Source organism: Mesorhizobium sp. (assembly GCF_024509055.1).
In the GTDB taxonomy this organism is placed as follows: Bacteria; Pseudomonadota; Alphaproteobacteria; order Rhizobiales; family Rhizobiaceae; genus Mesorhizobium.
The window spans coordinates 26,177-39,465 of record NZ_JANINM010000022.1 but is presented as its reverse complement, the minus strand read 5'-3'; the positions used below and the strand labels follow the sequence as shown (position 1 = coordinate 39,465).

Annotated in this window: 13 protein-coding genes; 9 read left to right on the top strand and 4 right to left on the bottom strand. The window is 62.5% G+C overall.

Annotated features, from left to right (window positions below; all coding sequences use genetic code 11):
* The first annotated feature begins 19 nt into the window (after window positions 1-19).
* The 4 genes from Q0L57_RS01425 (at window position 20) to Q0L57_RS01410 (ending at window position 4,763) form a co-directional block, all read left to right on the top strand.
* Complete coding sequence (locus tag Q0L57_RS01425; protein ID WP_296736724.1) at window positions 20-1,273, top strand: CaiB/BaiF CoA-transferase family protein; 1,254 nt, start codon at window positions 20-22, stop codon at window positions 1,271-1,273.
* A 256-nt stretch (window positions 1,274-1,529) separates the two neighbouring features.
* Entirely contained in the window at window positions 1,530-2,837 is a 1,308-nt protein-coding gene (locus Q0L57_RS01420; RefSeq protein WP_296736723.1) for an LLM class flavin-dependent oxidoreductase, read from the top strand.
* Window positions 2,838-2,899: 62 nt separating this feature from the next.
* Window positions 2,900-3,784 (top strand): transketolase, encoded by an 885-nt coding sequence (locus Q0L57_RS01415; RefSeq protein WP_296736722.1) that lies wholly within the window; start codon window positions 2,900-2,902, stop codon window positions 3,782-3,784.
* Window position 3,785: 1 nt separating this feature from the next.
* The gene (locus tag Q0L57_RS01410; protein WP_296736720.1) at window positions 3,786-4,763 is read left to right on the top strand and encodes a transketolase C-terminal domain-containing protein; all 978 of its coding nucleotides are present in this window, start codon (window positions 3,786-3,788) and stop codon (window positions 4,761-4,763) included.
* Window positions 4,764-4,822: 59 nt separating this feature from the next.
* On the opposite strand, the gene Q0L57_RS01405 is transcribed toward Q0L57_RS01410, so the two are convergent.
* The 3 genes from Q0L57_RS01405 to Q0L57_RS01395 form a co-directional block, all read right to left on the bottom strand.
* Window positions 4,823-5,479 (bottom strand): DsbA family protein, encoded by a 657-nt coding sequence (locus Q0L57_RS01405; RefSeq protein ID WP_296736718.1) that lies wholly within the window; start codon window positions 5,477-5,479, stop codon window positions 4,823-4,825.
* A gap of 82 nt (window positions 5,480-5,561) precedes the next feature.
* Window positions 5,562-5,906: a hypothetical protein gene (locus Q0L57_RS01400; protein WP_296736717.1), complete on the bottom strand. Its 345-nt coding sequence runs from the start codon at window positions 5,904-5,906 to the stop codon at window positions 5,562-5,564.
* Window positions 5,907-6,082: 176 nt separating this feature from the next.
* Window positions 6,083-6,595: a flavin reductase family protein gene (locus Q0L57_RS01395; protein WP_296736715.1), complete on the bottom strand. Its 513-nt coding sequence runs from the start codon at window positions 6,593-6,595 to the stop codon at window positions 6,083-6,085.
* Between the two features lie 281 nt (window positions 6,596-6,876).
* On the opposite strand from Q0L57_RS01395, the gene Q0L57_RS01390 reads away from it, so the two are divergent.
* The gene (locus tag Q0L57_RS01390) at window positions 6,877-7,845 is read left to right on the top strand and encodes a LysR substrate-binding domain-containing protein (RefSeq protein WP_296736712.1); all 969 of its coding nucleotides are present in this window, start codon (window positions 6,877-6,879) and stop codon (window positions 7,843-7,845) included.
* 161 nt (window positions 7,846-8,006) lie between these two features.
* The gene (locus tag Q0L57_RS01385; RefSeq protein ID WP_296736710.1) at window positions 8,007-8,717 is read left to right on the top strand and encodes a TetR/AcrR family transcriptional regulator; all 711 of its coding nucleotides are present in this window, start codon (window positions 8,007-8,009) and stop codon (window positions 8,715-8,717) included.
* A gap of 82 nt (window positions 8,718-8,799) precedes the next feature.
* On the opposite strand, the gene Q0L57_RS01380 is transcribed toward Q0L57_RS01385, so the two are convergent.
* Entirely contained in the window at window positions 8,800-10,116 is a 1,317-nt protein-coding gene (locus tag Q0L57_RS01380) for an LLM class flavin-dependent oxidoreductase (RefSeq protein WP_296736707.1), read from the bottom strand.
* 272 nt (window positions 10,117-10,388) lie between these two features.
* Between Q0L57_RS01380 and Q0L57_RS01375 the strand changes: the two genes are divergently transcribed.
* From Q0L57_RS01375 to Q0L57_RS01365, 3 genes are all read left to right on the top strand, one after another.
* Window positions 10,389-11,189 (top strand): shikimate dehydrogenase, encoded by an 801-nt coding sequence (locus Q0L57_RS01375; RefSeq protein WP_296736705.1) that lies wholly within the window; start codon window positions 10,389-10,391, stop codon window positions 11,187-11,189.
* A 62-nt stretch (window positions 11,190-11,251) separates the two neighbouring features.
* Window positions 11,252-12,589 carry a 3-oxo-tetronate kinase gene (otnK, locus tag Q0L57_RS01370; RefSeq protein WP_296736702.1) on the top strand — a complete coding sequence of 446 codons (1,338 nt, stop codon included), beginning with the start codon at window positions 11,252-11,254 and terminating at the stop codon, window positions 12,587-12,589.
* Entirely contained in the window at window positions 12,586-13,239 is a 654-nt protein-coding gene (locus tag Q0L57_RS01365) for a class II aldolase/adducin family protein (RefSeq protein ID WP_296736699.1), read from the top strand. The genes otnK and Q0L57_RS01365 overlap by 4 nt, the downstream gene beginning before the upstream one ends.
* The last annotated feature ends 50 nt before the right edge of the window (window positions 13,240-13,289 follow it).

Here is a 13,289-nt window from a genome sequence, read left to right as displayed (position 1 = left end):
AGCAAGGAAGCAAGAACCTATGTCGGAATCCGTTAGGCCTGCGGGCGAAGCCTCAGCGGGCTTGCCGCTGGCAGGCATCAAGGTGCTGGACCTTTCCCGTGTGCTGGCCGGTCCTTGGGCCACCATGTCCCTGGCGGATCTCGGCGCCGAGGTCTGGAAGATCGAGAACATCGACGGCGGCGACGACACGCGCGCGTGGTCGGTGCCGAGCTACAAGGGCGTCAGCACCTACTACCTTTGCGCAAATCGCGGCAAATCCAGCATCGCTGTCGACATCAAGCATCCCAAGGGACATGAGATCATCCATCGTCTGGCTGCCAAGGCCGACGTGGTCATCGAGAACTTCCGCGCCGGCACGGTTCAGCGGCTGAAGATCGACTATGAGACGCTGAAGGCCTTCAACCCGGGTATCATCTACTGCTCGATCTCCGGCTACGGGCAGACCGGCCCCGAATGGGATCGGCCCGGATACGATTTCGTCGTCCAGGCCGAGAGTGGCCTGATGTCGATCACCGGTCCCGTCGACGGCGAGCCGCAGCGCATTGGCGTTGCGATGACGGACATCATCGCCGGCATGGTTTCCGTGCAGTCGGTGCTGGCCGCGCTCTATCAGCGCCGGGAAACCGGCCAGGGGCAGTATATCGACGTATCGCTGCTGGAATGCGCGCTGAACACCTTGATCAATGTCGGCAGCGGCTACCTGAACGCGGGTGTCATTCCGCGCCGTTATGGCAATGCCCATCCGACGGTCGTGCCCTACCAGATCTGTGAGTGCTCGGATGGCAGCTTCGCGCTGGCCGTGGGCAACGATAAGCAGTTCACCGCCCTGTGCGAAAAGGTCGTCAGCATGCCCGAGCTTGCCAACGACCCTCTCTACAAGACGGCGGCGGCGCGTGCGCTCAATCGCGAAAGCCTGCTCGCCAGGCTCAGCCAGGCGTTCCGCTCCGATACAAGGCACCATTGGATGGAGGCCTGCCTGCGCCACAGCGTTCCGGCGGGTGAGGTCAAGTCGGTGCCGGAGGCCTTCGAAAGCCCTACGGTCAAGGCCCGTGACGTGGTGCAGACTTTGCACAGCCAGCATCTCGGACCGGTCTCGCTGGTCAGGCCGGCACAGGGGCTCGGCGCGCAGCGCGGCGCCGCATACAAGGCCCCGCCCATGCTCGGCGAGGATACGGCCGCCGTGCTCTCGGAGGTGCTTGGCTATGCCCCCGAGGAGGTCGAAAGGCTCATAAGCCAGGGCATCGTGCGCCAATATTCGCCTTCCGTCGCCTGACGGCGCGGCGCAAGCCTCCTTGCTCTTCGTAGCATAACGAAAGGTTATTCAATCCAAAGGTTTTTGCCAGTGTACGGCATGGCGTCAGAGTGCAAGAAGCAGACGTAGGCCTACGGATTTGTAGCGCTTCGACGAAACAGCTGTGCAAGCGGCGTGATGCTGTCACGCATAAAAGTTTCTTTCGCAGCGAGCAGGCCGCCGCGGTGCGTCAGGCACTTCCTTCAGGCCCGGCACGGGTGGATTTTGGGTGAGTTCAATGGGACGTCAGCTACACTTCGTAGGTTATTGCACGATCGGGCCGTCGTGGCACAACAATGGAAGCTGGCGTCATGACGAAAGCGACGGGATGGACTTCCTGAACCCGACCCGCTACGAGAATATCGCGCGCATCCTCGAGGACGGAAAGTTCGACGGTCTCTTCTTCGTCGATGTCCAGACGCTCTACGACACCTATGGCAGCGTATTCGACCCCTGCATCAAATATGGCGGGCATATGTGCATGCTCGATCCGATGCAGATGCTGACGGCGATGGCGCGGGTGACCAATCACATCGGCCTGTCGGCGACGATGTCGACCTCGCTCTATCACCCGTTCCACATCGCCCGCGCTTTTGCCTCACTCGACCATATCAGCGGCGGCAGGGCGGCCTGGAACATCGTGACTTCCGCGACCGATCGCGAGGCGCAGAATTACGGCATGGACCGGCTGCTGGACAAGGCGCAGCGCTATGACCACGCCGACGAGGTCGTCGAGGCCTGCACGGCGCTCTGGAACAGCTGGGGACCGGACGCGCTGGTGCTCGACCGGCAGGCAGGTATTTTCGGCGATCCTTCGAAGGTCCAGTACGCCAACTACGCCGGCAAATATGTGAAGACGCGCGGCCCGCTGATGACGCCGCATTCTCCGCAGGGCAGCCCTGTGCTGATGCAGGCGGGGTCTTCGGAGCGCGGGCGCCAGTTCGCCGCGCGCTGGGCCGAGATCGTCTTCACGCTCCAGAACAACAAGCCCGACATGCAGGCCTTCTATCGCGATGTGAAAGATCGCGTTGCCAATACCGGGCGCGATCCTTCGCACTGCGCGATCCTGCCGGCGACCGACATCGTCATCGGCGAAACGGAATCGATCGCACGCGAGCGGGCTGAGTACATCGACTCCCTCGCCAATGCCGAGCTTGGCCTTTCCGAGATGTCGAACCATATCGGCATCGACCTGTCCGGCTTCCCGATGGACCAGCCGCTGAGCGAGATGGAGATCACGCAGGGCGCGCGCGGCGTCTTCGATATCATCATGAGCGGCGGCAAGGGCAAGACGCTGCGCGACGCCGGCCACCAGTACGGGACCACGCAGATGTCGCCGCAGCTTGTCGGCACGCCGATGATGATCGCCGATCACATCCACGAGTTGTTCGAGGCCGAGGCCTGCGACGGCTTCGTTATCTGCCCGTCCATCACCCCCGGATCGTTCTACCAGTTCGTGAAGTCGGTGGTGCCCGAACTGCAGCGTCGCGGCATCTACCGTCGGGACTACACCGGCAGGACGTTCCGGGAAAATCTGCGCTCGTGACGCGCAGTCGCGGCACGGCTTCGGCCGCGCCGCAAAGCCATGAACTTTGATCGAGGGATGACATGAGCGGTTCTTCAAAAGGCGCGGCGCGCGGCAACAGTTTCGAGCCGACGCCGGAGGTGGTGGCGATGCTGAAGGAGCGCGCCCGCTTCGTTCGGCTGGAGACGATCCGGCTGATCGAGATCGCCAAGACCGGGCATTACACGTCGGTGTTCTCGGCCGCCGAGATATTCGCCGCGCTCTACTTCGACGTCATGCGGCTTCGCCGCGGCGACCCGAAATGGGCAGGTCGCGATCGCTTCACCATTGGCAAGGGACACGCCGCGGTCGGCCTGTTTCCGATTTATGCCGATCTAGGCTTCTTCCCGAAGGAATGGCTCGATCAGTACACGCGCCTGGGCAGCCCGCTTGGCGATCACCCCGACATGAGGAAGGTGCCCGGCGTCGATTTCTCATCGGGCTCGATCGGCCATGCTCTCTCGAATGCGCTGGGCATGGTGCTGGCGCAGCGCTGGACCGGCGAGAAGGACTACCGGGTCTTCTGCATGATGGGCGATGGCGAGATGCAGGAAGGACAGGTGTGGGAGGCCGCGATCAACGCCGCCCAGCATCGCGCGCGCAATCTCATCGCCATCATCGACCGCAACGGTTACCAGCTGGACGGCCGCGTCGACGATCTGATGAACATCGAGCCGCTTGGCGACAAATGGCGTGCCTTCGGCTGGGAAGTCCATGAAGTCGATGGCCACGACGTCGCGAAGGTGACCGAATTGCTGCGCCGGGTGAGGGCCGATGACGAGCGCACCAAGCCTTGCGTGATCATAGCCAGGACCAGCAAGGGCAGGGGTGTCTCGTACATGGAGACCGAGCCCGGCTGGCACCTGGGCTACCTCGACCCATCCGATGCCGAAAAGGCCATCGCCGAAATCAACGCGCTGGATGCTTGAAATGAACGGTCCTCTCTCCCCCAATTCCTGGCAATATCGCGGCCTCAACGCCGTCAATCCGGGCCTCGATCATCTGTCAAACGGGCTGATCGATCTTGTGAAGGCAGGCCATAACGTCATGGCCGGATCGGCCGACCTTCAATACTCGAACGGCCTGAACCGCTTCGCGGCGGCCTACCCCGACCGCTACGTCTCCTTCGGCATCTCGGAACAGAACATGGTCAGCACCGCCGCCGGCATTGCGACCTGTGGAGTGGTCCCCTTCGTGGCAACCTTCGCTTCCTTCCTGGCGTTGCTTGCCTGCGAGCAGATCCGCATGGACGTCGCCTATTCCGCGCAGCCGGTCCGTCTCATTGGTCATCACACCGGCATATCGCTGGGCTTCTACGGCACCTCGCATCACGCCACCGAAGACATCGCCATCATGCGTTCGATCGCCGATCTTGCTGTCGTGTCGCCGGCCGACGGTCCGCAGCTGGAAGCGGCCATCCGCGCTTCCGCGGACTATGACAAGCCGATCTATTTCCGCATCGGCCGCGGCCGCGATCCGGTCGTCTATTCCGGCACCCCGACATTCGCCTTCGCCAAAGCGCATGAACATCTGAAGGGCGAGGAACTGACCATCATCGCATGCGGCATGGCCGTGCATGGCGCGCTCGATGCGGCGAGGGCGATGAATGCGGAAGGGCGCTCCGTCGGCGTGATCGACATGGCGAGCATCAAGCCGCTCGACCGCGACGCCATTCTCGATGCGGCTTCCCGCTCGAAGAAGATCATGACGGTGGAGGAGCACAATGTTCTGGGCGGACTTGGCAGCGCGGTCGCCGAAGTTCTCTCCGACGAGGGGCTTGGCGTGAAGCTCAAGCGTCACGGCATCTACGACGAATACAGCCTGATCGCGCCGCCCACCCATCTCTATGCCCACTACAAGCTCGATGGCGCAGGCATTCGCAGCGTCGCCGAGGCCTTCATCGCCTGAGGCTATAAACAGGGCGGAGGTTGCCACGACCGGCAACCTCCAATGACGGGACCAGTATCCTACTTGCTGCCCGCCGCCTTCTTTCTGCGGCGCGCTTCCGCCACGGCCGCCTGCAACTGATCGAGGCTGAGGCCGCCGAAGACGACGAAGGACTGCACCAGCCATGACGGCGTACCCTGCAAGCCGATCGTGTCGGCCTGCAGGGCGTTTCGCGCGATGAGCTTATCGATGTCGGCCTTGTGCGCCGCCGCGTCCTTGTCCAGCCTCGCCATGTCGATGCCGGCTTTGGTCAATACGGCGGTGACCTCCCTCTCCTGCTGGAAGCGCTTCGGCGACGACATCAGAGCGTCGTGCGCTGCTTCGTACTTCCCCTGCCATTTGGTGGCGATCGCCATGCGGGCCGCATATTCGGAAACCGGACCGAAAACCGGCCAGTCCTTATAGACGACGCGCACCTTGGGGTCGCTCTCGAGGAGCTTCTTCAGCTCCGGATGGCTCTTCCGGCAGTAAGGACAGTTGTAGTCCATGAATTCCGCGATCGTGATGTCGGGAGTCTTGGCCCCGACGAACGGCATGTCGGGATCGGTAAGGACCTGTTCGCGCGTCAGGCCCTCCTGGGCGCGAGCGGGCAGGACCGGCAGCAGCGTCGCGGTTGCCACCAGCGTGGAGGCGCCAAGCAGGAAGCGCCGGCGTCCGATCGGATTTTGGTTGAGCATTAAATGACCTCTTGAGCGGCATCGCCGCTCTTCATGGATGAACAGCAGCGCGCGGGCGGCCATCCGCCCGTGCGCATCGAATTCAGACGATGAAGGAGGATCGGGGCGGTCTCGGTTCTGCTTTACGGAAGACGGGCTTCGTTGCAGGTAGGGCCATCATGGGAACGCAATGCCTGGAGGTGCGCGCCTCGCCGTGGGTTGCGCCTTCCGGCAGGCCGATCTGGGGAAAGCAGGATATGCCCGCCGTCCGCACCGTGTGGTAGCAGGGCTTGAAGGTCGAACGCTCCGCGGTGGCGGCCGACGGCTCGACCGTGACGATGGTGGCCGGCCGCGACAGCGACGAGGCCAGCGCCCAGGATGGCCACATGCCGGCGGCGATCGCCACCAGCAGGAACCCCAACGCCGTCAAAGAAACACAGAGCCGCATTGGCATTATCCCGGACGCGTCTCCCGAAAGTGGGAACCAAGTCTCGGGAAGATGCTGTAGAGCCTTCCGTGCGAGCTTGAAAGGCTAGAGTTCGTCCGGCCGGTCAAGACTTGGTCATAACGCAGGCCCGGCATGCCAGGGCCGAGCGGTTCCGGCCGGCGGGGAGCTGAGGCAGCTCAACCGGCCTGCACGGTATGGAACGACCGCTTGAAATGGATGAGTGGCTCGCCGCCGAAATGCTCCATGTCTCGCACGTCGCCGATCATGATCTCATGGTCGCCGCTCGCGATGATGGAGTTCACGTCGCAGCTGATACAGGAGACAGCGCCCTCAATGATGGGCACGCCCATGTCGGAAAGGCGGTGGTTGACGGAAGCGAACTTGTCGGCGGCCTTGCTGGCGAACAGCATGCAGATGTCCTGCTGCTCCCTGCTCAGGAAATTGATGCAGAAGCGCCGTGTCTCTTTCAGCACCGGCAGCGTGTTGGAAGTCTTGTCGACGGAGATCAGGAACTGCATCGGCTCCAACGAAAGCGCGATGACGGCGCTCATGGTCAAGCCATGCAAGGTGCCGTCGCTGGCGGCCGTCGTGATGACCGCCACGCCGGATGGCCAATGGCTGGATACGGTCTTGAACAGATCGCGGCCGATCGGCAGGGGAGCAGGCGGGATGACGACGGGAGCATTCATTTGTCGGTGCGTCCTATGATCGCGCTTTGGTATTGCGAGCATGCCCAATGGCGTTGATTGCGTAAACGCGCAAAATTCTTGGCGACCCATAACAAATCCTTGTGCCCATGCCGTTGAGCGGAAAACTCAGGCCAGAGATAACTATATGAAATTATTGGACTAAGGTTGGAGCGCCGCTTTTTTGTGGATATGCTCTGCGATGTGGGAAATGCACGGTGTCTGCGAGATAGCGGGTCCATCATTGGCTTGCGGATCGTGTTCTCTTGGCATTAAAGTTTGTTATGTCATTGCTGCGCAAAAGCATCCCTTCCCTGGTGTCGCTGATCTCGTTCGAGGCGGCCGCGCGGCTGATGAGCTTCACCAAGGCGGCCGACGAACTGAACATCACGCAAGCGGCCATCAGCCGGCAGATTCGCGAGCTGGAAAACTTCCTTCAGATCGCTCTTTTCGAGCGGGGACACAGGTCGATCGAGCTCACCCCTGCCGGCGCCATGCTCAATGCGTCGCTGCCAGTGCATTTGACCGCGATAGCGTCGCTTGCCGACCGTGTCAGGGAGTTGCGCGACCCGCAGGCGATCGTCGTCGGCACGACGCACGCTTTCGGCACCTACTGGCTGGCGCCGCGGCTGGTCGAATTCAGCAGTCTCCACCCGGATGTGGATTTGCGCCTCGCGGTCAACGATGAACTCGTCGACATTTCCAAGCAGCGCATCGACATGACGGTTCGTTTCGGCGGCGGCTCATGGCCGTCCATGTCCGCCAGATTCCTGATCGGCTGCGAAGTGACGCCTGTCTGCCATCCGTCCTATTGGGATGGCCGCAAGCGCCCGGCCCGCCCGGCCGACCTCCTGGGCGAGAAGTTGCTCGACATCGAAGGCCGCTCGGTGCAGGGCGGCGGCTGGAGAGACTGGTTCCAAGCGCATGGCGTCGAGGCCACGAGGGGCAAGCACCAGATCACGGTGAACAACTTCTCGGTGCTCATGCAGGCGGCGTTGAGCGGCCAGGGGATTGCCCTCGGAGGCAGCCCTTTGGTGGACGATCTCTTCGCCAGTGGGGTTCTGGTGCCGGCGCTGGACGTCGCGCCTTACAGGGTGCGGGGTTCGGATTACTATGTCGTCGAACCGGCCGGCCAGCTGCGCAAGCAGAGCTGCGAAATGTTCTACGCCTGGCTTTATGACAGGATGCGCAGGGACGCGGCTATGACCAACAATGAACATCTGCTGGTCGAAACTCATTCGCAAAGCACGTGATCCTGTCTCTACAGTTGGTCTCGTTCACCGAAAGTGCTGCCACAGCCAACCATGCTGTGGAGGAGAAGATTGGCTTGATTGCTTGAAATCTTTGGTGTCTTGACCTCGGGGCGCGTTTCTTCTTGTGTCAAATTCAAGACTCCCCGCAATCCGAGGTGACGATGAGCAACGATGTCGAGGAGAAGGCCGCCGCCGATCGGCAGCCGAAGCGCATTGTGGCCCGTCGGCCCCAGCGAAAACCCGGGCAGCTTCGCTTTCGCAAGCTGCTTGAGGCTTTGGACGAGTTGCTTGTGACCAGCAACGTCCAGGACATCGGCCTTTATCAGATCGCCGCCAAGGCGAAGGTGCCGAATGCCTCGGTCTACCATTTCTTTCCGAGCACCGAGGCCGCGCTGCTGGCGCTGGCCGAAGTGCATCATAACGCCTTGCTCGAGCTCTCCATGCTGCCGCTGGAGGTTCGGCCGGCGCGTTGGCAGGACCTGTTCCGGCTGAAGGTGACGAGCGCGGCCCACTATCACAACAACCATCCGGCGGCGTTGCGGTTGTTCCTGGGCGCCAACATCAGCCTTGAGGTCAAGACGGCCGACATATCGCAACTGCATCGCCTCGTTGACGGCAGGTCGCAGCTTCTGGCCCATTATTTCCACGTGCCTTCCGTCCCGGATTGGGAGCGTCGGCTCGCCACCTATTTTTCCATGATCGATGGCGTCTTCTCGCTGGCCTACAGCGAGCACGGATACATCCGCGACGACTATATCGCGGAGGCGCATCTAGCGGGCATCGCCTATCTGCGCTGCTATCTTCCAGAGATCCTCGTGCCCCGGGAGCAGACCGAACAGCGCGCTTTTCCGGACCGGCCAGGCGCGGCCTGAGCGGCCTATCCGTCCTGATCAAAAAGACGGCCCAGCGATCTTGATCGCTGGGCCGCTCGGTACCCCCGGATTGTCGTGGTAATCAGTTCTGCAGGTTTTCTCGGAAGGTCGCGTACTGGTACTCCTTGCGGAACACCCCGCGGCGCTGCAGCTCCGGAACCACCGTCTTGACGAACTGCACGTAGGTTCCCGGACTGATGGACGGGCAGATCATGAAGCCGTCGCAGCATTCGGCCTCGAAGAAGTCCTGCAGGTGATCGGCAATCTGCTTCGGCGTGCCGATCAGCTGTGGCGTCATCTGGCTGGTCGCCCAGGCCTTGCCGGCCTGGCCTAGCGTCAGCCCATCCTTCTTGGTTCCTTGCAGCATCACGTCGAGAATGCCGCGGCAGCCCTGGGTCAGTTCCAAATCCTCCAGCGGCTTGTCGAGGGGTTCCTTCGACATGTCGACGCCGAGCGCGTTGGAGATTTCGGCGACGCCGAGCGTCGGGCTCGCATATTCGTTGATGGCCTCGGCGCGTTCCCTCGCGATCGACTCCGTATCGCCGAGGATGACGTCGACGGCGGGCACGATGGCGCATTCGTTCGGCCTTCTCCCGCTGGCGACGACCCGATCCTTGATGTCGCGATAGAACGCCTGCATGTGCTCCTTCGAGTTCTGCAGCGTGAAGATGATCTCGGCCCAGCGACCGGCAAACTCGCGGCCGCGCGGCGACGAACCGGCCTGCATGATCACCGGCTTGACCTGCGGCGAGCTTGGCACAGTCAGGGGGCCGCTGGTGCGCACGTATTTGCCTTCGTAGTCAGCGTAGTGGACCTTGTCGGCATCGGCGAAGAGGTTGTTTTCGCGATCGCCGACGACCGCTCCCGGTTCCCAGCTCTGCCAGAGCTTGTTGCAAGCCTCCAGCACTTCATCCGCCATGTCGTAGCGCTTGTTCTTGTCCATCAGCCCGTCCATGCCGAAGTTCTTGGCCTCGCGCTCCATCGCCGAGGTGACGACGTTCCAGCCGGACCGGCCCTTGCTGATGTGGTCGAGCGAGGCGAAGGCGCGCGCGATGTGGAAAGGGTGGTAGAAGGTAGTCGACATGGTCGATGCGAGGCCGATGCGCGAGGTGACGCGCGCCATCGCCGCCAGCAGCTGCATCGGGTCCATCATGCATTGCTGGCCGCCTTCCTTCAGGTTGGTGCGGTAGCCGCCGGCGTAGGAATCGAACAGCATCAGGAAGTCGACGAAGAAAAGCCCGTCGAACTTGCCCTGTTCCAGGACGCGGGCAATCTCCTCGTAGCGGGCGGGGTCGAGCATATCGAGGCCGTCGCTCTCGGGGTGCCGCCAGCTCCCGTAATGATGCCATGTCGGTCCCGCCAGCACATAGCCTATCAAATGCATTTGCCGCTTCGACATGAGTGGGAATCCTCCGCGTGGCCGGGACAGTCATGGTATGAGAGGCCGCTAGGATTACAGAGAAACTTATTTATTATCAACTGGCATTCTGAGTGAATTGTCGCCCCTGATGCGGAAGGGCGCAACCCACGACCTCTTGCTCAAAATGCTTGAATTTCACGTAAAATGGGCGCAAATCCCTGTAATTCGAATCCTCGCTCGGATTGGCGAGCCCAGGATTAATAGTCGATATTTATCATATTACGGGAACCATGCATCTGCGGGAGGGACAAATGGACGAGCGCCGCATAACCGGGCAGACGAAGATCATGCTGCTGATGGCGGATCCCGTCTCGCATGTGGTCGGTTCGGAGGCGATTACGGCTTTCATACGGGCGGTTGGGCATGACTTCGTTTGCGTCCCGGTTCACGTCGGAGCGCAGGATCTGACCGCCGCGATCCAGGCGCTGCGGGGATTTCGAAACTGTGTCGGGTCGGGCGTCACCATCCCGCACAAGATCCCGGTTCTGCCGTTGCTCGACGAACTCACGGCTCGCGCCCGGACGATCGGCAGCGTCAACTACATTCGGCGTGATCAGGACGGAAAGCTGACCGGCGACAATGTCGACGGCGCCGGCTTCGTGCGCGGCGCCACCGAGGCCGGCGTCCAGCTCAACGGGCTTCGTGTGCTTCTGCTGGGTGCTGGCGGCGCCGGGCGCAGCCTGGCATTTGCGTTCGCCGAGGCGGGCGTGGCGGAACTGGTCATCTCGAACCGCGACCATGCCAAGGCCCTTGGGCTTGTCGACGCGGCTTCTTCAGCCTTTCCGCAAGTGTTGGTGCGGACTGGCGTGGCTGACGCGACTGGCTTCGATATGGTCGTCAATGCGACTTCGCTAGGGATGGTCGGCGGGGAGGATGGCGACCCGATAGATATAGCCACGCTGTCCGCCGGCATGGTCGTTGCCGACATCGTCATGAAGCCCGAGAAGACCCGGCTCCTGCAAGCCGCTGAAGCCAGAGGCTGCCGCCTGCTGTTCGGTCGCCAGATGATGGACGGCCAACTGGCCCTGGCTCGGGCATTTCTGGGTCTTTGACACGATGGCGGCCGGACCGGTCCGTGGTTCAAGGCCGAACCGGGGTTCAGGAGAATAGATCAATGGCAGAACGAGAGCGTCCGCTGCTGTTCGGCGCGATCGCCGACGACTTGACCGGCGGATCCGAACTGGCGGCCATGCTGGTGGCGCGGGGCGTGCCGACAAGTTTCGCGACCGGCATCGAGGCGGTCATTCCCGCTGGCTCGCTCGCGCATGTGATCGCGTTGAAGACGCGCGTGATACCGGCCACGCAGGCGGTCGATCTCGTCCTGCGCGCCGCGCGGCGGCTGATATCAACAGGCTGCGATCAGATATTCTTCAAATATTGCGCGACCTTCGATTCCACGCCGGCTGGAAACATCGGCCCCTGCGCCGAGGCGCTCGCCGATCTCCTCGATGCGAAGCTCGTCCTCTTCTGTCCGGCTCTTTGCGAGACACAGCGAACGGTGTTCCAGGGCTATATGTTCGGCGGCTCACAGATACTGGCGGAATCGCCGAAGCGCTTCGACCCGCTCACGCCGATGACGGATTCCAACATCGTTCGCGTTCTTGCCGCGCAGAGCCGCAGCCGCGTCGGGCTCGTCGCGCATCCAGTGGTCGATCGCGGTCCTGACGCCATCGTCAAACATTGCGAGGCGCTGACCGGGGAGGGCATTCGCTTTGCCGTGACCGACACGATCTATGAGCGGGACCTTGCTTCGATCGCGGGGGCTGCGGCGCCGATGCCTCTGTTGACCGGGAACGCGTCTGTCGCGGCGCATCTGCCCACGTCATGGCGGCGCAGCGGCAAGCTTGCCAATCCCCAGGTGGCCGAACTCCCCGGCGTCGATGGCCCCGCTGTCGTGCTTGCCGGCAGCGTAGCGCCGCGCACCGCCGAGCAACTGGCGCATTTTGGCCAGCAGAACGAGGTCGTCACGGTCGATCTCTCCCGCGTCATGGATGGCGCGGATGTGCTTGCTTCGACATTGGCGTCGGCCAATGTGGCGATCGGCGCGGGCAGGGCGATTGCCATCGCCACGATGGCGCCACAGGACGAAGTCGAACGCCTCCAGGGCAGATATGGCCGTGACGTGGTGGCGCGCGCCGCCGAGGACTTTCTCACCGATCTCGCGCAACGCCTGATCTTCGACAGCGGCGTTCGCCGGCTTGTCGTCGCCGGCGGCGAGACCGCCGGAGCCATTGTGCCCAAACTGCCGATTGCCCATTTCATCGTTGGCCCTTACCAGGGCCTGGGCACCGGGCGCATGGTTGCCGAAATGCCGTTTCCCGTCGCGCTGATGCTGAAGTCCGGCAAGCTTGGTGGACTGGACGTCTTTTCCACCGTGCTCGACGAGATGCGCCGGCCGGTACGGACCGAACCTTATCTCGAACAATGGCCGCCACAGGCGAGGAACCAATGACTGCTCAAACGACAACCATGCGTCAATCCCTTGTCGACGCGGTGCGCGTCATCGCCTCGAAGGGTTTGAACAGCGGAACCTCTGGGAACATCAGCCTGCGGCTCGAGAGCGACGGCATGCTGATAACGCCGACCGGCATCTCGCCTGAAAAACTCGATCAGGCCGCCATGGTGGAAATGACGCTCGACGGCGACTGGAATGGTGAGTTTCGCCCGTCCAGCGAATGGAACATGCATGCGGCGATCTACAGGGCCTTCCCTCAGGCGCAGGCCGTCGTGCACGCCCATCCGGACCACTGCGTCGCGCTCTCATGCCTACGGCAGGACCTGCCGCCGTTCCACTACATGATTGCCTCGTTTGGAGGCGACGATGTCCCATGTTCCGACTATGCGCCCTTCGGCACTGCGGAACTCGCACAGGTCGTCGTCCGCGCCCTGGCGGAACGAAACACCTGCCTCATCGCGAACCATGGCATGATCGCCCACGGGCCGGATCTCGCCACCGCGGTCGCTCGAACCGAGAAGCTGGAAACGCTGGCCAGGCAGTACATGCTTGCCAGCACGGTCGGCCGTCCGGTCATGCTGACCGACGATGAATTGAGCGTGGTCAAGAACCGGTACAAGACCTACGGCCAGCAGAAGCCGAAATAGAAAGCGGAGCAGGCCGCGAACTGCGACCGGCTGTAAGCGTGGTCTCGCCG